The sequence below is a fragment of the Halorubrum sp. ARQ200 genome (genome assembly GCF_005435115.1).
In the GTDB taxonomy this organism is placed as follows: Archaea; Halobacteriota; Halobacteria; order Halobacteriales; family Haloferacaceae; genus Halorubrum; species Halorubrum tropicale.
In genome coordinates this window covers 91,316-111,491 of the sequence record NZ_SGTZ01000007.1, presented here as the reverse complement: position 1 = coordinate 111,491, position 20,176 = coordinate 91,316, and the positions used below count along the sequence as shown (strand labels likewise).

At 66.4% G+C, this 20,176-nt stretch carries 20 protein-coding genes; 3 read left to right on the top strand and 17 right to left on the bottom strand.

The features are described 5' to 3' along the window. Positions 1-63 precede the first annotated feature (63 nt). The gene (locus EXE50_RS10425) at positions 64-1,002 is read left to right on the top strand and encodes an NAD(P)-dependent oxidoreductase (protein WP_137705038.1); all 939 of its coding nucleotides are present in this window, start codon (positions 64-66) and stop codon (positions 1,000-1,002) included. Positions 1,003-1,033: 31 nt separating this feature from the next. Here EXE50_RS10425 and flaJ read toward each other — a convergent pair whose 3' ends face one another. The 10 genes from flaJ to EXE50_RS10375 form a co-directional block, all read right to left on the bottom strand. Then, the gene (flaJ, locus tag EXE50_RS10420) at positions 1,034-2,770 is read right to left on the bottom strand and encodes an archaellar assembly protein FlaJ (protein WP_137705037.1); all 1,737 of its coding nucleotides are present in this window, start codon (positions 2,768-2,770) and stop codon (positions 1,034-1,036) included. A 46-nt stretch (positions 2,771-2,816) separates the two neighbouring features. Then, entirely contained in the window at positions 2,817-4,490 is a 1,674-nt protein-coding gene (locus EXE50_RS10415) for a type II/IV secretion system ATPase subunit (RefSeq protein WP_053770469.1), read from the bottom strand. 69 nt (positions 4,491-4,559) lie between these two features. Then, positions 4,560-5,309 carry an ATPase domain-containing protein gene (locus EXE50_RS10410; RefSeq protein WP_053770468.1) on the bottom strand — a complete coding sequence of 250 codons (750 nt, stop codon included), beginning with the start codon at positions 5,307-5,309 and terminating at the stop codon, positions 4,560-4,562. Further along, positions 5,309-5,803: a flagellar protein G gene (locus EXE50_RS10405; RefSeq protein ID WP_053770467.1), complete on the bottom strand. Its 495-nt coding sequence runs from the start codon at positions 5,801-5,803 to the stop codon at positions 5,309-5,311. Before EXE50_RS10405 ends, EXE50_RS10410 begins: the two co-directional genes overlap by 1 nt. After that, the gene (locus EXE50_RS10400) at positions 5,804-6,277 is read right to left on the bottom strand and encodes a flagellin (RefSeq protein ID WP_137705036.1); all 474 of its coding nucleotides are present in this window, start codon (positions 6,275-6,277) and stop codon (positions 5,804-5,806) included. After that, positions 6,267-8,108 (bottom strand): FlaD/FlaE family flagellar protein, encoded by a 1,842-nt coding sequence (locus EXE50_RS10395; RefSeq protein WP_137705035.1) that lies wholly within the window; start codon positions 8,106-8,108, stop codon positions 6,267-6,269. Before EXE50_RS10395 ends, EXE50_RS10400 begins: the two co-directional genes overlap by 11 nt. Before the next feature lie 171 nt (positions 8,109-8,279). Continuing rightward, positions 8,280-8,867, bottom strand: a complete 588-nt coding sequence (locus EXE50_RS10390) for a chemotaxis protein CheD (RefSeq protein ID WP_137705034.1) — start codon at positions 8,865-8,867, stop codon at positions 8,280-8,282. Further along, the gene (locus EXE50_RS10385) at positions 8,864-10,054 is read right to left on the bottom strand and encodes a chemotaxis protein CheC (RefSeq protein WP_137705033.1); all 1,191 of its coding nucleotides are present in this window, start codon (positions 10,052-10,054) and stop codon (positions 8,864-8,866) included. The genes EXE50_RS10390 and EXE50_RS10385 overlap by 4 nt, the downstream gene beginning before the upstream one ends. Continuing rightward, on the bottom strand, positions 10,054-10,410 hold the full coding sequence (cheY, locus tag EXE50_RS10380) for a chemotaxis protein CheY (RefSeq protein ID WP_137705032.1): 357 nt from the start codon (positions 10,408-10,410) through the stop codon (positions 10,054-10,056). Before cheY ends, EXE50_RS10385 begins: the two co-directional genes overlap by 1 nt. Positions 10,411-10,537: 127 nt before the next feature. After that, the gene (locus EXE50_RS10375; RefSeq protein WP_199241432.1) at positions 10,538-12,904 is read right to left on the bottom strand and encodes a BGTF surface domain-containing protein; all 2,367 of its coding nucleotides are present in this window, start codon (positions 12,902-12,904) and stop codon (positions 10,538-10,540) included. Positions 12,905-13,112: 208 nt separating this feature from the next. Between EXE50_RS10375 and EXE50_RS10370 the strand changes: the two genes are divergently transcribed. Continuing rightward, entirely contained in the window at positions 13,113-13,556 is a 444-nt protein-coding gene (locus tag EXE50_RS10370; protein WP_137705030.1) for a zinc ribbon domain-containing protein, read from the top strand. Between the two features lie 791 nt (positions 13,557-14,347). Here the strand turns inward: EXE50_RS10370 and EXE50_RS10365 are convergent. The 7 genes from EXE50_RS10365 to EXE50_RS10335 all read right to left on the bottom strand — a co-directional run bounded on the left by EXE50_RS10365 (position 14,348) and on the right by EXE50_RS10335 (position 19,588). Then, positions 14,348-15,079 (bottom strand): hypothetical protein, encoded by a 732-nt coding sequence (locus EXE50_RS10365; RefSeq protein ID WP_137705029.1) that lies wholly within the window; start codon positions 15,077-15,079, stop codon positions 14,348-14,350. A gap of 84 nt (positions 15,080-15,163) precedes the next feature. Continuing rightward, on the bottom strand, positions 15,164-16,084 hold the full coding sequence (locus EXE50_RS17460) for an archaellin/type IV pilin N-terminal domain-containing protein (protein WP_241982672.1): 921 nt from the start codon (positions 16,082-16,084) through the stop codon (positions 15,164-15,166). Positions 16,085-16,086: 2 nt separating this feature from the next. Beyond that, the gene (locus tag EXE50_RS10355) at positions 16,087-16,677 is read right to left on the bottom strand and encodes an archaellin/type IV pilin N-terminal domain-containing protein (protein WP_137705028.1); all 591 of its coding nucleotides are present in this window, start codon (positions 16,675-16,677) and stop codon (positions 16,087-16,089) included. 159 nt (positions 16,678-16,836) lie between these two features. Beyond that, positions 16,837-17,574, bottom strand: a complete 738-nt coding sequence (locus EXE50_RS10350) for an archaellin/type IV pilin N-terminal domain-containing protein (protein WP_137705027.1) — start codon at positions 17,572-17,574, stop codon at positions 16,837-16,839. 2 nt (positions 17,575-17,576) lie between these two features. Further along, a complete protein-coding gene (locus tag EXE50_RS10345; RefSeq protein ID WP_137705026.1) occupies positions 17,577-18,143 on the bottom strand; it encodes an archaellin/type IV pilin N-terminal domain-containing protein in 567 nt (188 codons plus the stop codon). Positions 18,144-18,468: 325 nt separating this feature from the next. Then, complete coding sequence (locus tag EXE50_RS10340; RefSeq protein ID WP_137705025.1) at positions 18,469-19,059, bottom strand: SHOCT domain-containing protein; 591 nt, start codon at positions 19,057-19,059, stop codon at positions 18,469-18,471. Between the two features lie 190 nt (positions 19,060-19,249). Then, complete coding sequence (locus EXE50_RS10335) at positions 19,250-19,588, bottom strand: hypothetical protein (protein WP_137705024.1); 339 nt, start codon at positions 19,586-19,588, stop codon at positions 19,250-19,252. A 184-nt stretch (positions 19,589-19,772) separates the two neighbouring features. On the opposite strand from EXE50_RS10335, the gene EXE50_RS10330 reads away from it, so the two are divergent. Next, on the top strand, positions 19,773-20,111 hold the full coding sequence (locus tag EXE50_RS10330; protein ID WP_137705023.1) for a helix-turn-helix domain-containing protein: 339 nt from the start codon (positions 19,773-19,775) through the stop codon (positions 20,109-20,111). Positions 20,112-20,176 lie beyond the last annotated feature (65 nt).

Genomic DNA, 20,176 nt, shown 5'->3' with positions numbered 1-20,176 from the left:
CCGCTCTGGCTGCGCGTTTCGCCGCAACGGTGCGTTTTTGCCCGGCGACGGCGACGCCGATCCATGGACACCGTGCTCGTCACCGGCGGCCGCGGCGCCTCGGGGCGCTGGGTCGTCGACCGGCTCGCCAGCGACTACGAGGTCGTCGTCGTCGACTACGACCACCCCGGACTCGGCGTCGACCCGGCCCCGAACGTCTCCTTCCGCGCGGCCGACCTCGCCGAGCGCGACCAGGCGCTCGACGTCGTCGCCGCCGTCGACCCCGACGCGGTCATCCACTGGGCCGCGATCCCGGTGGCGGGCACCCACCCCGAGGGGCGGGTGTTCGAGACGAACGCCCTCGCCGCGAAACACGTCCTCGACGCCGCGGGCCGGGCCGGCGCGCCGGTCGTCCAGGCCTCCAGCGACGGCGCATACGGCTTCTTCTTCGCCGACCCGACCCCGTTCCCGGACGAGCTGCCGGTCACCGAGGCGCACGCGCTCCGCCCGGAGGACCCGTACGGGCTCTCGAAGGTGACGGCGGAGGCGGCCGCGGGCGCGGTCGCGCGCCGCCACGGCGTGCCGGCCGTCTCGATACGTCCGTCATGGATCCAGTACCCCGGCGACTACGCCTGTCGCGCCGACGAGTACGTGACCGACCTCGACGCGGGCGCCGGCAACTTCTGGTCGTACGTCGACGCCCGCGACGTCGCCGACCTCGTCGCGGCCGCGCTCGCGGACCTCCTCGGCGACGACCCCGCCGTCGCCCCGGGCACCCACGAGGCGGTCAACTGCGTCGCGGCCGACAACGCGCTCGGTCGCCCCCTCCTCGACCTGTTGCGCGAGTCCTACGGCGAAATTCCGACCGACTGCGCGGTCGACGAGCGCGCGCTCGCCGAGGGCGACGACCGCGGCGCCTACGCTATCGAGAAGGCGACGCGGCTGTTCGGGTGGGAACCCACGCGCTCGTGGCGCGACGCGGCCGACGAGACGGCCCCCGAGCCAGCGCTGTTCGCGGAGTGAACCGAGCGTGACCGGGGACGGCGGCTCCCACTCAGATCGACAGGATGGCGTTGACGAGCGTCCGCGTCGCGATGGCGGTACCCGCGCCGAGCCACGTGAGGAGGACGAAGTGGATGTAGCCGTTCGCGGGGTTCCCGCCGTCGATCCGGCGGATCATCTGCGAGGAGAGCGCGGCGTTGAATAACACGACGGTCAGGAGGAGGTACTCGATGAGCGGGATGTCGTAGGCGCCGGGGTAGACGATCTGGCCGATGTCCATCTGGTCGAGGCCGAAGTCAGCGGTGAGGTCCGCCAAGATCGCGACGATCTCCAGCCCGATGAAGAAGGCGAACGTCGCGGCCGCGGTGATCCCGTACAGTAGCCCGATGAACGTCATCGCCGCCTGCCGGCGCTGCTCGCGCAGCTGGTTGACGGCGTTCATGTTCTTCGAGATCAGCTCACCGAGCAGCTTCGGGTCCCCGCCCATCCGCCGGCCGACGAGGTACATCTCGGAGAACTTCTGGATGAGGTACGAGCGCGTGTCCCGCGTGAACGCTCGCCACGCGCCCTCGGTACTGATCCGCATGTTGAGCCGGCGATAGAGCCGCTCGATGGCCTCAGAGAGCTCGCCGAAGTTCTTGTCGCGCAGGGTCGTCAGCACGTCCGTCGTCGTCGACTGCTTCGCGCTCTCGGTCGCGCCCAGCGCGCGCACGAACGAGGGGAACTCGCCGTCGCGGGCGGTGATCGCCTGCTCCTCGGTCCGGAGCACTACCCCGGTGATGATCAGCGGCGAGATGGGCACCGCGAGGTACAGCGGGAGCCGGACATCGTCGAGGAAGAAGAGGAGGCCGGGGAGCCCGGGACCGATCCCGAACATCCCGGCGGCGGTGATCCCGATGAGCAGGAACGAGAGCGCGCCGCCGCCGAGCAGCGATCCCCACAGCTTCAGGTCGCCGGGAGAGCGCTCCTCCGGGTGGTACCAGATCGGGTCGTACGGCGACGTCGCGCGGATCATCGCGTAGAAGCCGAGCTGGACGAAGACGAAGAGGACGATGACGGCCGCCACGGTCGCGGTCGGGTCGTTGCCGGTGAGGATCGGGAGGACGACGGCGAACACCAGCGCGAACGTCATCGAGAGGATCATCGACATGTACAGGTCCTTCATGACCTCCAGGTTCGAGAGCGCGGACTCGTAGCGGGTCTCGTACTGCGCGAGCATGACGTCCTGCTCGGAGACGAGGAACTCCTCTAACGACTGGCCCGCGCCCATCGTGTAGCCGAGGCGGTCGAAGAAGTCGGCCATCGCGTCGGAGGGGACCTCCTGCGCGCGGCGGCGACAGGCGTCGTCGAGGCTCTGGTTCCACGTGTCGACGAGGTGGACGACGCGGCCGATCTCCTCGGCGGCGACGCCGTACTCCTCCTCTTGCGCCAGCGTCCGGAACACCTCCATCCGGTCGATGTTCGTCGTCGACAGCACCGTCATGTGCGTCATCACGAGGTGTAGCTGGTTGTCGATCTTCGTCTCCAGGCTGGAGAGGTAGATCTTCGGGTAGATGACGGCCGCGAACAGGACGAGCCCGCCGAACATCGGGATCGGGACGCGGGCGGCGAGGGGGAGCGGCAGTGCGACGAGGCCGACGACGCTGCCGACGAACACGAACACGGCCGGCACCAGCACGAGGCCGACGTACTTCCCCTTGGAGATGTCGAGCTGCTCGTACGACTCCATGACCTCGGAGGTCAGCCTGGCGGCCGTCGCGAGCCCGTCGCCCATCTGCTTGACCGCCATCGTCAGGGTGCCTCCGTCGTCGCGGTGGGTGATTCGCCGGGCATCGTCACATCGTGTTGCGGTGCATGTCGAAGGGGAGCCCCTCGACGCCGTCGCGCTGGAACGAGTTGATCGCGTCGTTGACCTCGTGGTAGCCTAAGATTCCCTCCTGGATCATCCGCTCGATCAGCTCCGCGCGGAAGTCGAGGTCGTCGTAGATGTCGCGGGTGTCGGCGTAGCCCAGGAGCGTCGCGATCTGCTCTTCGAGCACGTAGGAGTTGTTCATCCCCTGGAAGACGATCTCGTCTTCGACGGGGTCCCAGCTGAACACCTCGCGGGTGACGACCCCCTCCATCTCCTTGGAGTACCCCTCGATCTCCTGGACGCTCGTCACGCGGCGCAGGACCTGGTCGCCCTGCTTCACGCGGTTCTGGAACAGCGCCACGTCGGCGTTGTCCATGAACGTCTCCGGGACGTTGATCGGCTCGGAGGTGAACCGCTGGATCATCGAGACGATGTCGGACGCGTGGAACGTCAGCATGACCGGGTGGCCGGTCTGGGCCGCCTGGAACGCCATGCGCCCCTCGGCGCCGCGGACCTCGCCCACGATGATGTAGTCGGGGCGCGACCGCAGCGCGGCGGCGACCAGGTCGAACATGTCCACGTCGGAGGAGCCCTCGCCGCCGCCCTCGCGGGTCAGCAGCTGCTGCCAGGTGTTGTGCGGCGGGATGACCTCCGCGGTGTCCTCCGCGGTGTATATCTTCGAGTCGTCGGGGATGTACGAGAGGATGGCGTTCAGCGTCGTCGTCTTCCCGGACGCCGTCTCCCCGACCACGAAGACCGTCTGCTCGTTCTCCAGGCAGAGCCAGAGGTACGCCGCCAGCTCCGGCGAGAGCGTCCCCCAGTTGGTGATCTGGTTGATCGACAGCGGCACCTCCTCGCCCTGGCGGATGGTGAGCGAGGACCCCTTCAGCGACACGTCGTCGGAGTAGATGATGTTGATACGCGACCCGTCCGGCAGCGTGGAGTCGACGATGGGATCGGAGTCGGACAGCGGGTCGCCGATCCGCTCGCCCATGTTGCGCAGCCAGCTGTCGAACTCCTGGGGCGTGCCGAAGTCGACGGTCGTCTCCAGCATGCCGAAGGTGCCGTGGTCGACGTGGCACTCCTTGGGGCCGATGACGTGAATGTCCTCGTTGGCCGGGTCGCGCATCACCGGTTCCAGCGGCCCGAGCCCGACGATGTCGCGGTTGAGCCGGTACCGGATGTTCTCGTAGGTCTCCTCGGTGACGGACAGCTTCCCGAAGTTCTTGACCTTCGAGAGGCCCTTCTGTAACCCCGACGAGGTGTCGTCGACGTGGGTGACCTCCTCTAACAGCTCCTCGATGAGGTCGTCGTACTCGGCCTCGTTCTCCGGCGCGCTGTGCTGACCGCTCACGGTCAGCAGCCGGTTTTTCACCTCGTTGAGGATCTCCGCCTGCGGGCCCGACACCTCGGGCTCGATGGCGTAGTACTTCGTGTCCTGCCCGAGGTCGCCGTAGATGTGGCTGTAGATGGGGCCGCCGACCGGATAGATGACGTTCGGCCGCGGGGACTCGTACTCGTCTTTCGGCTCCTCGATGAACTGCGGGAACTCCCCGGTGATCTGTTTGAACTCGCGGAGGTGTTCCCGGAGGTGGGGGCGGCGCATGGCCGCCTTTCGGAGCTCTTCGGACGGTTGGGCGGTGCCGTGTTCGGTCATGTCTTGGGCCGGGTCGGGGTGGTCGCGGTCCGCGCGCGCGGACCGGCTGTGCGTCGACGGGCCATGGTGTTAGGCGACGCTGCGGCTCTCAATGACGATTCCGGTTCCGGAACGCACCGAGAACCCGATCGTGTCGCCGACCTGTTCGCCCATGCCCGCGAACCGCTTGACGTTGATCTGCCGGCGGATGTCGTTGCCGACCTCGATCATCTCCAGTTCGAGGAACACGTCGGCGATGGACCGGAACGGACCGATCGCGTCGTCGTCGACCGCCGATGGGTCGACGGTGAGCACGACGACCTTCCCCTGCGAGATGATTTCGCGGAAGAAGGAGATGATCTCCAGGGCGGCCTGCCGCTCCTCGTTCTTCCGGACCAGCGCCTCGAAGGTGGGGTCGTTCCGGAAGATGGCGTCGAACGTGTCGAGGAAGACGACGTCGGAGTTCCACATCGCCTCGGCGTTCATCAGGCGCTTGAGCAGCTCCTTGCGCTCGCCGTCGCCGTCGGAGAACGCGCCGCCGGAGTCGAAGTCGGCGTGGAGGAAGAGCAGCTCCTCCTGGAGCAGCGGCTTCACCATGTCGTACTCCAGCGAGTGCATCTGGTCGATGAACCCGCGGACGGTGAGCTCAGTCGACATCATCGTGACGGACGCGCCCTCCTGGACGAGGCCGTAGGCGAACCGCTGCGAAATGGCGCTTTTCCCGGCCCCGTAGTCGCCCTCCATGAGCACGATGCTCCCGCGGGGGATGCCGCCGCCGAGCTCCTTGTTGAGCCGGTCGCGGTCGCCGAGGCCCAGGGAGAGGAGGTTGTCGTGGGGCATCAGTTACCCCCCTCCACGCGGAACTGGAACAGCTCCTCGTCGCCGTTCACCGAGAGGAACACCCGGTGGTCGCCGTCGGCGAGCCCGTCGGAGCCGTCGATCCGGTTGGCGTCGATCGTGAGCCGGAGCACGTCGCCGCGGCTCCACGCGTTCGCGCCGTCCGCGGAGACGAGCTCCCCGGAGGTCGCGTCCGGCCGGACGTACGCGCCGTCGAAGACGACGTCGAGGTCGGAGCCGTCGGGCGCCAACCGATACGTGCCGGTGTTCTTTATCAACAGCGTGACGTTCTGGTCGCCGCTCGCGTTGTACACCCCCGCGCTGGGGTCCGAGATGATCGTCACGTCTGTCCGGAGCTGCTCGGTCGCGTCGAGGCCGGCGTCGTCGACGGCCGCGCTCACCCGGTCGACGCCGGTGGTGATCGTGCCGACGACGCCGGCGGCGATCACCAAGCTGGCGATGAACAGGATGAGGTGCGAGACGGGGACGCTGGCCATCTACGCGCTCACCTCCGTCACGGTCGCGGCGTCGCGGACGCCGGACTCGACGACCAGGACGACGCGCGTGCCCTCCCCGATCGTCGTGGCCGTGTCGCCCTGCGCGACCCGCACGGTGAGCGTCTCGTCGCCGAGCCAGAGCTCCGTGTCGCCGTCGCCGTCGACCGTCGTGGTGGCGTTCGGCCCGCCCACGTCGACGTACTCGTTGCCGACCACGAGCGTCGCGTCGCCGGCGACGAGGCCGACCGCCCCCTCGTTGGTGGCGTTGACGGTGAGGGCGTCGGTCGTCGTGTCGAACGTCGCGTTCGTCACCGCAAACTCGGTGTTCTGCCGTTCGAGCGCGCGCTCGTTGACGCCGTGCTGGGCGTCGGAGACGCGGTCGAGCCCGTTGGCCGCCACGGGGTAAAACGTCGTGAACGCGAAGAACAGCCCCGCGACGATGATGGCCGTGGACGCGGAGACGCTAACGCCCATCTCCCCACCCTCCGTCGGCCGGATCGGCGCGGTCGGAACGGGGATTCGGGTCGTTCATCGGTCGGGTGGAACCGTTCCGCTCGCGCTGGTCGTCGCGGTGACCGTCGCGCCGGTCGGCGTCCGCTTCGCGTGCCGCGTCGTCGCGGTCCGCGCCGTTCGTCCGCCGCTCGCGGTCGTCGGGCGCGTCCCGACGACCGCCGCCGTGGTCGTTTTGCTCGGCCGCGCCTCGGTCGGGCCGCGCGTCGCGGCCGTTGCGTCCGCCCCGGTCTGAACTCGCCCGCCCGCCGCGACGGCCGCCGCGGGGCGCGTTGACCGGCCCGCCGCCGACCATCGAGCCGCCGGCGAGGTCGTCCCAGCGGTCCAGGAGGACGGTGTGGCTGCTCGTGCCGTTGAGCTGGGTCACGTACCGGAGGCTGCGGGTGTGGTGCTCGCGGACCAGCCGGTCCGTGCCCGGCCGGTCGACGAGGTTGCGGTCGATGGTGCCGAACCCGGAGAGGAAGTCGCGGAGCCGCGCCGCGGCGTCGGGGCCGATCCACTCGATCCGCTCGTAGTAGTTGATGGCGCGCACCGCGTCGGTGACGTCACTCTCGGAGACGAGGAACTCCAGCCACTCCATCACGAGGAGGTCGCCGACGTAGTCGCCGGGAAGCTCCGTGAGGTACGGCTTGCCGCGGCCGCCGCTCCCCGAGAGGTCGTCCTCGCCGACGTACTCGAAGCCGCCGGTCGCCTCGGCCGGATCGCCGCCGGGCTGACGGTCGGCAGGCTCCGGATCGGCCGCATCCGCCGGTTCGTCGAAGTCGACGCCGTCGTTCTCGAGGTCGCCGCCGAGGTCGTCGTCGAACCCGTCGTCGGCGTCGTCGAACGAGTCGGTTTCGTCGCCGGGGTCGTCGAACGGGTCGTCGTCCGCGGCGTCGTCGCCTTCCTCGGCCCAGTCGGCCTCCCCGGAGTCGTACTCTTCTTTCAGTTCGCTGAAACTCTTTCCGTCTTCGTTCATGTCGTCTCCGTCGTCCGCCGTTTCGGTCTCGGACGCGGCGTCGTCCGTGCTGTCGTCGTCCGGTTCGTCGAACTCCTCGTCGAAGTCGTCGAACCCGTCGTCACCGTCGAGCTCGTCGAACGCCTCGTCGTCGCCGTCCTCGTCGAGCTCGTCGTCGAACCCGTCGGCCTCCTCCTCGTCGAGGAGGTCGTCGTCGAAGAAGCCGTCCGCGTCGGCGTTCGCGACGTCCTCGTCGAGGTCCTCCTCCTCGCCGCCCTCCTCGTCGTCGAAGATGCCGAACGAGCCCTCGCCGCCGCCGGCGACGCTGTCGAAGCCGCCGGAGTCGTCGACGAACGGGTTGATGCCGCGGGTGACCATCTCGTAGATGTCGAGCAGGTTGCGGACGTCCTCCTCGATGTCGTCGACGGCGTTCGAGATCTCCTCGTTCTCCGAGCGGACCGTCGAGACGGTCGAGGAGAGCGAGGCGACCTCGTTTTCGAGTTCATCGAGCCGGTTCTCTAACTCGTCGGTGGCCGCGCCGCCGCCGCCACCGCCGCCGCCGTCGTCGAACTCGTCGTCCCACTCGTCCATGCCGTCGAAGTCGTCGAAGCCGTCGCCGCCGCCGTCGCTCATACCGCCGCCGTCGCTCATACCGCCGCCCATCCCTCCGCCGCCGCCCATGCCGCCGCCCATGTCGCCGCCGAAGGGGTCGTCGTCGCCGTCCATACCTCCGGAACCGTCGTCGTCGGACCCGTCGTCGTCGAGGAACCTGTCGAGGACGCTCGCACCGACGAGCCCCAGCGTGGCGACTGCCCAGGCGGCCGTTGGAGCTCCCCACACCGGTAGTTCGAGGCCCATTACCGTGTACGACCCGCAGAACCCACTTCAATTCACCCCTCAAAATATCAACAGTGAGAAAACCCGCCGCACAACGAGCGGCGACCGCTGATCGGGGTGAACGTCGGGAAATCCGAACGTGACCGAAGCCGAAACGGGTCGCAGTCGGGACGAGGCGTCCGAGAGAAGCGGTCAGATCGCTCGCTCGAAGCCGTCGGCGGCCCGGACGACGAGCCGACCGTCGGCGCCGAACCGCACCGTCCGCCCCACCGCGTCGCCCACGTCGCTGGCGACGACCGGAACGCCCGCGTTGTCGAGCACCTCGCCGACCCGCTCGACGTTCCGCGGGCCGACCGCGTCGGTGAGGTCGAGCATCTCGGCGCCGCCGGCGACGCGCGCCTCTAAGCGGCGGGGGTCGGCGCCGGCGTCGTCGAGGGCCCCAATCAGCGAGTCGATCCCGGTGTCGACGTACTTCGCCGGCCGCGAACCCGCGGTGGTCCGTCCCTTGCCCGCGGGCAGCATGGCGTGGAGGAGCCCCCGGACGCCCGCCCGCTCGTCGGCGAGCGCGACCGCGACGCAGGAGCCGAGCCCGCTGGTCGTCAGGACGGCGTCGCCGTCGGTGACCGCCAGTTCGCCAACGCCGACCTTGATCCGGCCGGGGTCGTCGCTCGCCGCCCCGCCCGTGACCGTGGCGGGCTCCGCGTCGTCGACCGCGGCTCCGCCGCTCCCCGTTCGGTCCGCCGGGTCGTCCGGCCGATCGTCGGAGAGCGAGCGGGTCACGGCTCCGAGAGCCGGTCGAGCGCCCGGGCCAGTTCGCGCTCGTCGGGGAGCGCGTACACGTCGCACCGCGCCTGGATCCCCTCCGTCTCGATGGCGGTGTCGATCACGAACCCGTAGTCCTGTCGCTCGCTCAGCTTGGCGACGAGCGGGCTGATCGTCGACGCGCCGATGTCGTGGACGAACTCCGGCGGGGAGTGGGTGATCGAGGTGCCCAGGACGTTCGCCCAGCCGTCGATGAACCCGCTCGTCATCACGTTGCCGAGCTCGCAGAGCGCGTTCTGAGCCATGTCACCGAGGGGATCGTCGGGGTCCATCGGGAGCATCGCGTCCGCGACGGCCGCCGCCGACGACTCCTCGAAGAGGATGGCGAGGTAGCCGCTCGGCTGGCCCTGAAGCTTGAACACCGTGCCCGCGTGCGACTCGGTGCCGACTTCCGCGGGCACGTCGGCGAGCGGAACGAACCGGAGCCGGCTCACGTCGACGCTCGTCTCCAACCCGGTCATCATCGCGATGTTGTCGGCGGCGTTCGCCGACCCCTTCTTCGCCAGCGAGGAGAACGTCGACAGCGACTCGTACGGGACCGCCGTGCTCTCCGTCCCGCCGTTCGCCGCGCCGCCGGCGGTTGCCGCGGGCGCCGTCTTCCCGACGATGAGGTCGCGGAACGGCCCCGAGTCGGGCAGCATGTAGATCGAGAAGTCGAGGTCCGTCGTCGTCGCGTCCAGCCGGCTCTCGAAGAGGAAGACGCCGTCGCCCGCGAGCGCGCCGTCCGGCAGCACCGCCGCGCCGTCGGCCTCGAAGTACCGCGGGGGCGTCATGTCGATCGCCTTCCCGAGGTAGTTCGCCCACCCGTCGAGGAAGCCGCCGAGCGCGATGTTGCCGACCTCCGTCACCGCGCTCCGCTCCATCGACGCCCCGCCGGGGAGCAGCGAGAGCAGGGCGTCGGCGTTGACGGCGTCGAACGCGAGCACCGCCTCGCCGTCTAACCCGCCCCGGAGCCCGACGCGCACGCCGATCGACTCCCGGCCCGCGAACGCCTCCGCGAGGTCCTCGCCGCTGGCGACGCTCGCGCCGGTCACCTCCACCGCGAGGTCGGTCCCGGTCAGGTCCGAGAGCGCGCCGGCGGCCTGTTTCGCCCCCTGCTCCGCGAGGCGGTTACAGGCGCCCAGCGCGCGGACGTCGACGCGCATTATACGGCCGAACCGATGGCGTCGAGCACGTTCGGCTTCTGGAACGGCTTCGTGATGTACCCCTCCGCGCCCGCCTTGATCGCCGCCTTCATCTTCTCCTCCTGCCCGACGCTGGTACACATGATCACCGTCGCGTCGGGGTGCTCCTCTAAGATCTCCGTCGTCGCCTCGATCCCGTCGCGGATCGGCATCACGATGTCCATCATCACGAGGTCCGGCCCGTGCTCCTCGTACATGTTCACCGCCTCCACGCCGTTCTCCGCCTCCCCGACGATCTCGAACTCGCCTTCGAGGATCTCCCGGAGGAGATTCCGCATGAACTCCGAGTCGTCGGCGATGAGTACCCGCGTAACCATTGTTGTCTGAAGCGGGGGAAGGCGAACACTTAATCGCTCCCCCGCGGTTCTCAGCGCTGAGAACAGGGACGGAGCGGTGCTGGCGGCGTCTGGGAAGCGCGCCGCGGGTCGGCGGCCGAGGAGGGCCTCAGACCCAGTGGCCGAGGAGGTGGATCGCGCCGACGAGGACGGTGCCGCCGAACGCCTCGCGGGTGCCGAAGGGCAGCGGGAGCATGCCCACGGAGTCGGGCTCGTCGTCGCCGGGCGCGTCGCCGTCGCTCGTTTCGTCGGAGCCGCCGTCGTCGCCGATTTCGGTGCCGTTCGAGTCGCCGTCGGAGTCCGACCCGTTCGGGGCGGTCGAGTTCGGTTCCGAGTCGCCGCCGTCGCTGCCCCCGTCGGCGTCGGTGCCGTTGTCCGCGCCGCCGTCGCCGGTGTTGGTGCCGTTGTCCGCACTCCCGTCGCCCTCGTCGTCGATCGTCGTCGTCGCCGGGTCCCGTTCGACGACCAGCGTCCCGCCGTGAGTGTCGCCGTCGAGCCGGAGGGTGAACGGGTACTGACCGGGGTCGAGGTCGGCGGTCACGGAGGCGAAGTCGTAGGTCCGGGACTCGTCCGGCGCGAGCCGGACGCCCCACGAGCCGCCGAGGCTACCGTTGTCGACGGAGAGGGTGAGCTCCCCCTCGCCGGTGAGGCCGCCCGCGTTGCGCGCGACGGCCCGGAGCGCGGAGAGGTTCCCGCCCTCGGTGACGGTGACGTTGTCGGGGGCGTCGTCGATCGCTAACTCGTCCGGGTTGTCGGCGTCGCTCACGACGACGACCGGCCGGCTGTCGCGGAGCGTGGACCCCTCGTACAGCTCGTAGTTCAGCCGTGTGCCGAGATTGGTGTCATTGAGATCGAGATCAGCGGTGAAGTTCCCGTCCGCGATTTTTAGTGGGGACTCCGTGCGGAAGGGCGCACCACCGGCGTCGTTGACGAACGTCGCGGTCATTTCGCGCACGGGCAGCAGTGAGGTTGTTCCCGTGACGCGGCCATTATCGGCCTCAACCAGTATCTCCCCGTCGTCAGTGACGTGGTCATACCGGAGGAACCGCTCCCGTACAGTGAACGTTGCTTCGGCGCGCACTGTACCGTCGTCGGTTCCCCAATACGGGAACTGTTGTGAAACAGCATTGTCAGTCGTCGAGGAAGCGTTGAATGCGGCCGGGGGCGCTGAGTCGTCCGCGAAGGTGTACCGCTTGCCCTCAGTTCCTTCCAGCGCAAACTCGACGGTGAACTTGTCACCTGGCTCCGGATCCTGGGTGAACGGGCCGCCGTCGCTCGTGTCGACAACAAGGTAGAAGCGGCCAGGTGTATCCGGCGTCTCGAGTTCGTTCGCGTCCGCAATCAAGAGCCTGATGTCGTCCACGTCGGCGCGCGACAGGTCCAGCGTCGAGCGAGGTTCGTTCCGGCCGGGATTCGTCTCACGGACCCGGAGCGACACTCCCTCGTTGGCGGTCAGCAGGTCGGTGAGCACGCGGGGGTCCACTTCCTGACCGGCTTCGATCGGCCCCGCGTCCCGCTCCGCGGCGAAGTGCGACAGCGCGCCCCAGATTCCAGTCGCCTCGAAGCCGAGGACGACCCGGTTCCCTTTCGTCACTGCAGTCCGGTCGAGCCCGTTATTCCGGAGCGAATCAAGTGACTGGTTGTCAGTGTTTTTTTCGAGGGCGGCCGGGTCGATGCTGGTAGACACCGCAATCTCCTCGCTGAACTTCGGTTTCTCCAACACGAGGTCGGCCTGGTCCGCGCTCGCGGTCGGCGTCACCACGCCGGAGTTATCCACGACGAACGTCCCGTTGGTGATTGCGAGCCGATACCGCTGGGGGACCAGCGGGCGAGCGAGCCCGCCCGCCCCGGTCGCGCTCGGAAGCGCGCTAAGGTTCTCGGCGACGAGGTTCCCATCCTCATCGACGAACTTCAAATCACACGACGTTGTGTCCAGCCCGCAGCTCTCGACATTAGTGGCGTCCGTGCCGAGCGTCCGCGTGTTGATGGTCAAGTCGCTCGTGTTTGAAACTTTGACAACATCAACGAAGCCGACAGGCTGGCCCGTGTCGCTGAGCCGGTTGCCACCGATGAGCAGGTACGTCGGCCCATCCGAGTTGCTAGCCGTGTATCTGACCTCGATCGGGTCGCCCGCGACGCCGGTGTACGTCGGCCGGGAGAACCCCCCGTCAATCTCCGGGCGGTCCGCCGGGGCGACCGGGCCTGGGGCCTCGACCGCAACGGGCGCGGCCGGTCCGGCGGCGACGGGGGACGCGGACGAACCGACCGCGAGGCCGGCCGCGACGGGAGCGGTCGCGACGACGCCGGCGAGTACGACGAGGGCGACGAGCGCGGCCGCGGTCATCTGACGCTGCGACGGCCTGGGTCCGACCGCTCGGTGGCGCCCGCGCTTCGCGGAGTCAACTGGCCGGTCGCCGTCGGTCACTGTCGGGTCCATTGAGCGTGCGTCGGCCGTGTCGTCGCGTTCCAGTGTCATGAGGGCGTGGGCAACGAGTGCGGGCCGGACGACGGCCCGCGCTTGGTTGCCGACAACTCCGCGGGTCACCAACTAAAGCGTACCCTCCCGATTATCAGGGCATGTAACAAGAGCGGTCGTAACGAGGGGACGAGGCGGAAATCGCCCGAAGTGAGCGTCGTCCTCGGTCCGAAGAATTAAGCCCGGGCGGCGCCCGATCCACGCCAAGATGCCATCGTGTCCCCGCTGTGACGCTCCGGTCGACGACGACGCGCGCTACTGCGCCCAGTGCGGCGCCCCGCAGACGGAGGACGCAGCCGAGGAGCTCGACGAGTACGTCCAGCGACAGGCGGAGCAAGTCGCGGGGAGCGGCGGCTCGGACGGCGGCGGCTCGAGCGGGAACGACACGTTCCCGTCCATGGAAGAGCTCTCGGACCGCGAGCAGCTCTGGCGGCGGGGGTCGTACGTCCTCGGCTACGGGACGATCGTCGTCGCGCTCACGCGGGTGCCGGCCGCGGAGTCGTGGCCGCTGATCCTCGGTGGGATCGCGATCCTGCCGCCGATCCGGCGGCTCACCGCGGAGCCGCTCGGCAGCCCGCTGAAACGCGGGGTGATGGCGGGGATCTACGCGGTGTTCGCGCTGATCGGCATTGCGCTGTTCGTTCTCCTGTAACACGGCCGCGCTGTTGTGTGACGCAGATTATTAACCAACACTCGATGAGATACTACGAAGTGTTGGTTAATGCTGAGAGATAGAGCCCCGAGCGACAACGCTGCCGCTGTGAAACGACACGGCAGACGACGTCCGGCGCTTCAGCCGTCCCAACAGAGAAGCGGCCGACGGCGCCCTGAGTTACACCCGTTTGCCCCGCCGCAGTAGCTCCGTGTCAGAACGCGTGTCATCCCGCACCAGCACCAGACTTGAGAGGATGATCAAACGTAGAGCGGTAGCCGTACCAGCCGGGAACCGCCATCACAATACAAAACACAGCGATTTCACGGCCACCACACAACGGGGACGGTCACGCGGATCGCCTGTCAAATATCTACGACGCGTGATATGCTAAACCCGTTCTCCCAAAACACCCCGGGAACACCGGGGGTGTTCGGACGAATCTGCGGTATCCACTCAGTGATATATTATACCCCGCGACGAGCGGACGACCCGTACCGTGTTGAGATGGCAGTGTTCAGACCCGCCAGCCGGCTGGTGGTTTTCAGCAGCGCAGCGACCGATAATACCGAATCGAGAGCGAGTCCCCATGTCACAAGAGTTGAGTCGGGCGCGTGCGGTCGTGACACCCGTTTTCGAGAGGTGTTACTGCGGCCGGACCCAGTCGGTGTAACATCCCGGATATGGGGGGTTTCAGCGGATGTTTTCGGGGAGAATCGCTGTGGAATCGCTGTCAATTCGATGGGTTTCACGGGAGTTTAGCGAGCGGTTCATTTGGGTTGCCACCGGTCTTACTCGATCCGGAACCCGCCCTCGTCCTCTGCGACGCGCACTAAGTCGCCGATGCTGTCGCTCGCCGAGAGCCCCTGGCTCGCGGCGAAGCGCTTGATCGCCACCGGCGGCACGTCGACAGTCGTCTCACTCGCGACGAGCAGGAGCCCGAGCGTCTCCGGCGTCGGCGAGCTCGGGCCGGCGTTCGACGCGAACCACGACACGAGCGAGTCGAACGTGGCCGTCACGTCGTTCGACACCATTCGCTGCCGGGTGGTGTCGCCGTCGACGTGGAGCGTCGCGTCGATCCCGTAGGTGAACCCGTCGTCGTCGAAGGAGTTCGCCAGCCACCGGCTCACCGACTGGCGGTCGACCGTCTCGCCGCCCGGGTCGGGCCGGGACTGCCCCCGTCCCCGCGCGGCGTTCGGCGGCGGCTGACCGCCGCCGGGCTGCCCGCCGCCCTGTTGGCCGCGCTTGCCGACGCCGGGACCGGCCGCGCTCGCCCGGGGGTCGTCGCCCGCGGGGCGTCGCTCGTCGGGGTTCGTCGGCTCGGCCGTCGTGAACCCCGAGTCGTCCGCGGGCTGTGCGCGCCGCTGCCCGCGTCCGCGGCTGACGTTGGGGCGACCGTTCGTCCCGACGACGTAGCGACCCTGCCCGATCTCGACGACGTTCTCGTCGTCGGTGAAGTCGAGCTCCTCCGGGTCGGCCGGCGGGGCATCCGGATCGGCCGCCGGTGCGTCGTGGTCACTCATGGCGTAGCCGTGGTGACGCGAGAAAATAGGTGTTCCGGGCGGAGGGATCCGTCATGTAGGTGATTCAGCGGGCTTCGAAGACGGTTAGAGTCGAACCGCCTCGTCGTCCGCGGTGAAGAGGTCAGGGGCAGCTAGCTCGATAGACGTCGTTGCCGAAGACGGTGAGACGATGTCGAGCGTGGCGGTCTGTCCCTGTTCGAACGCGGTTCCATCGTCAAAGGCCCCCTGACCGGGATTGATTACGACCGTGTACTGCTCGTCATCATTGAGTACTGGATTCGCCACGAAACTGCCTCCAGACTCAACCGCAAATTCATTCGGGCCGAGTTCCGAGATCGAATTAGTTTCGACTGAGGCAGTCTGAGTTGCCGTCACCGGCCCGGAAAGCGAATTTCCACTAGAATCGAGCAGTTCTGCCTGTATGGAGTCACCCGAGCTGATGCTGAAACTAGAGATGTCAATGGTATTAATCTGACTGTCCTCAGCGTCCACAGTAACAGACCCAGATCCGTCTTGATTCGTGACTTGTATCTGATCTCCGTTGCTGAGCGAACCCACATCAACTTCCACGGTCTGTTCGTCAACTGAGATGGTATTCTGAATGGTAATGGCGTCCGGACCTGAGGCGTCTGGGACGTTGTACGCATACGCCACAGGCGTGAACACGAGATTCTGTTGACCACCTGGACCGACCGCTTGAATCGTCGTCTCACTCAGGTCAATCTGGTCTGCACCTGCAGCACCAGCAACCCCAAGCCGAATCTCTCCGAGCTCGCCAGCACTGGCGTCCGAAACGATACCAACTTCACTGTTCACATCAATCCGCTCAGAGACTAGATCGGTGCTCTCTTCGCCCGTCGCTTCGGCCTGCGTCTGGAGGAAGCCGGCCGTGTTGATCAGGACGCCGGCGGCGATCGCCGCCACCAGCACCATCGCGATGAACACGATGAGGGTCCCGATCCCCACTTGACCACGCTCCTCTTCGTTTATGACTTTCTCAAACATGGTTACAGCCTCACGGTGTCATCAACCACGGTACTCGGCACGCGGATCTCTGTCGTCGTTGTTGCGCCGCTCGATGTCGTAAACGTCACAGACAGGCTATCACCCTCTTCGAGGACATACTGCAGTTCGTCGCCTGTGTCGGTCGCGTCGAGATTGAGGTTCACAGTGGCGCGATCACTGTTATCGATTAGTACGACTCCGTTTCCTGTAAAGATATCAATCGTAGCCGCAGCGTCGGACAACTCGAACGTCTCTTGGCCGTCAGTACCGATTAGCTCAACTGAAACTTCTTCTAGGTCGATATTGTTGGCACCTGGAGCCTGCGCGACGACGAAGTCAAGCTCCGTGATCTGTTCGCTACTTGTTCGTGGGGATGTCTCAAACGTTCCCGACTGGCTCACGACCTGCAGCCGGTCGCTCACTTGACTTGTACTCTCTTCGCCCGTTGCCTCCGCCTGCGTCTGGAGGAATCCGGCCGTGTTGATCAGGACGCCGGCGGCGATCGCCGCCACCAGCACCATCGCGATGAACACGATGAGGGTCCCGATCCCCACCTGACCGCGCTCTTCCCCGTCTGTGATTATCTCGAACATCTTGTGTGCACCCGTGACTTCCGGTCGCGGGCCGTACTCGCTGAGAGTAAGAACAATCATATAAACTGCAGGTCCAAATTATCTTTATCAATAATGGGTTTGAGTCTACCGATAACCCAGAATAAAAGGAAACTAAAAATATGAAAATATTCTGAAATACTAGAGCCGGACCGCTTCGCCGTCAGTGTTGAACAGGTCGGGCGCGGTGAGTTCGATCGACGTCGTCGCCGACGACGGTGAAACTATGTCAAGTGAAGACGAGTCACCCTGGCCGAAGACAGCGTTACTATCCCCGTGCGCGAAATTAAATTGGCTGCTCCCGTAGACGCCGCTCGGTGAGTCGGAGCCATCAAGATCGCCGAACGGCTGAGCAGCAGGGTTAACGACGATGGTGAACTGGTCGTCGTCGTTGAGGACTGCCTCGCTGTCCGAGGCGATGTTCCCGTTCTGAAGAACCACGAACTCGCCTTGGTCGATCTGTGTTGCCCAGCCGTCAGTGGAAGGATCGAAGCCATTGGAACCTGGGCTGTTTCCGTTTGCATCGGTGTCAGTGAACACGAGGTTCGCTTGTCCATTCGGACCAACCGCTTGAATCGTCGTCTCACTCAAATCGATCTGGTCCGCACCGGCAGCACCACTAACACTAATCCGAATTTGATTCAGTTCACCATCTCCCTCACTTCCGACAATGCCGACAGAACTGGTCACGTCGATCCGCTCAGAGACAAGGTCGGTACTCTCTTCGCCTGTTGCTTCTGCTTGGGTTTGGAGAAAGCCGGCTGTATTGATCAGGACGCCGGCGGCGATCGCCGCCACCAGCACCATCGCGATGAACACGATGAGTGTGCCGATCCCCACTTGCCCACGGTGTTCATCGTTCGTGATTTTCTCAAACATAGTTACAGCCTCACGGTGTCATCAACCACGGTACTCGGCACGCGAATCTCTGTTGTCGTTGTCGCACCACTTGACGTAGTGAACGTTACCGACAAGCTATCACCCTCTTGAAGCGTGTAATCAAGACCAGATCCGGTAAGATCAAGATTTATCGTCGCACGGTCGCTGTTGTCTGTCAGAACCACGTCACCGTTAGTGTCTGTGAAGATCTCGACGGTTGCGGCACTGTTGTCAAGCTGGAACGTCTCTTGACCATCAGTCCCAACTAGTTCGACTGTAACCTCATTGAGATCGATGTTGTTCGCACCCGGTGCCTGCGCGACGACAAAGTCAAGTTCCTCAATGTTTGGATCGTTGAAATCCCCCGACTGGCTCACGACCTGCAGCCGGTCGCTCACTTGACTTGTACTCTCTTCGCCCGTTGCCTCCGCCTGCGTCTGGAGGAATCCGGCCGTGTTGATCAGGACGCCGGCGGCGATCGCCGCCACCAGCACCATCGCGATGAACACGATGAGGGTCCCGATCCCCACCTGACCGCGCTCTTCCTCGTCCAGTATGGTTTCGAACATTGGTTGTGTTGCGTCGGCCCCCGGCCTGCCCGGCGGGCGTTATCGTTAGCGATGGGGAATTCCTACTTAAGATCACGCGTCTGATTATCTAGATTGATAAACACTTGCAGTCGTGCGTTTTTAGTATTATTTGTATATCAGTAGTTACAGAATATATCAATGAAATCCGCGCAGTGGTATCAGTTTTGGATCTGTTGAGAACAACGAACCGGCGGATAGCGCGCTTCGACGTCGGACGGGTGACGGAGCGAATCGCCGGTCGGAGAAATAGGGAACGCGCCCGGTGGGTCGGGCCGCGCGTCCGCGCCGGGAGGCCGGAGGGGCGTCAGCGCTCGCGTTCGCGCGTCTTCGAGCCTGCTGGCCCGGACCGAGACCGCGTCGCGGAGCGCTCCTGCTCACGGTCGGCGGCCAGCAGGCGGTCGAGCCGACGCTCGAACTCGGCGTCCGTGAGCTCGCCCTCGACGTAGCGGTGTTTGAGGCGCTCCACCGGCGCGGTCGCGTCGTCACCGGCGGGCGCCGCGCGCGGGGACGCGCGCTCCGCGGCGATGCGATCGGCGAGGTAGCCGCCCAGCGCGCCGCTGCCGACGACGTACGCGGCGCCGACGAGCGTGAGCGCGAGGACGCCGACGGTCGCCGCGGGCGACACCGCGGCAGCGACCCAGACCGCGAGGAACGTCAGCGGCAGCGACAGCAGCGCGACCAGCGTGCCCGTCGCGGCGCCGATCCGGGGGCCGCGGGGCGCCTCGGCCTCGTCGGTCCAGCTCGCCACGCCGGCGCCGACCGCGGGCGCGACTAGGCCGACGACCGGCAGGACGCTCACGAGCACCGTCACCCCGGCTCCCACGCCGGCGCGCGCGGCGAGGTCGGAGAGGCGAGCGACCGTCGAGCGATCCCCGCGGGCCTCGGCGGTCGTCATCGCCGGTGCTCCCAGCGTCGGATCGATTCGTCCGTCCGGTGCCGGCGCGGCGCCGTTCGTGTGCTCGCACCCCCGCCACGACAGCAATTTGTCATCGACATCACTACGGGACGCGAAATCAAAAACGCGTCGGGGAGGCCGGCTCGGTGGCGAACTGAGACAGCAGAACCGGTTAGAGGGGCCTCGTTTTTCACCGATCGCGCAGGCGCGACAGCTCCGATTCGGGGATGACGAACTCCTGCGTTCCGGGCTCGTAGACGGCGAGGCTCCCGGCGACGAGCGCCATCGACGCCGCGAGCAGTCCGGTGTTGATCAGCAAAAGGGCCTCGGCGTTCCCGAACTCCGTCCGGAAGGCGACTGCGGGCGTCCCGATCGCCGCGATGACGACGAGTCCGAAGCCGACAGCCAGATACGCCATTGCCGTGCGGCCGGACGACCGATACGCCGCGACGGCAAACGCGACGAGCGTCGCGCTTGCGCCGGCCAGCACGGTGGTCGTCACCAGGTACAACCCCTCGATGAGCTCCATACACCTCCTACTCGAACGGCGGTGATAAACTCACGGGAGCGGGTATCAGCGGCGATAACACGGCGGACCGATTCGAGTCGCCGAACCGCCCGTGGTCCCATACCGTGCGCCAGATCACGAGGATTGCCACCCGGGGCACTCACCGGTACCCTTATAAGACACAAAATCAGTCTCGATAACGTGAATGGTGGAGGACGATCTGATCACCGTACTCGGTAACAAATACAACACAGACATCCTGACGGCGACGAGCGACCCGAAGTCGGCGCAGGACCTCAGCGATCAGCTGGACGTCCCGATCGCGACGTGTTACCGACGGATCAACGAGTTAGAGGAGGCGGACCTCCTCGAACTACACGACCGCCCGCTCTCCGACGAACACCGGCGCGTGAAGGTGTACCGTCGGAAGGTCGACGGAGTCGAGGTCGACTTCCGCAACGGGCTCACGGTCGAGGTAGAAGAGCGGTCGGCGGTGAAGAATCGCCTCGATGACGTCTGGCGCGACCTCTCAACGCGAGATTGACATCCTCCCCGCGCTGAAGCGCGAGGATTCCCACGGCACCGTGCCGCTGGGTTGGGATATTGTGG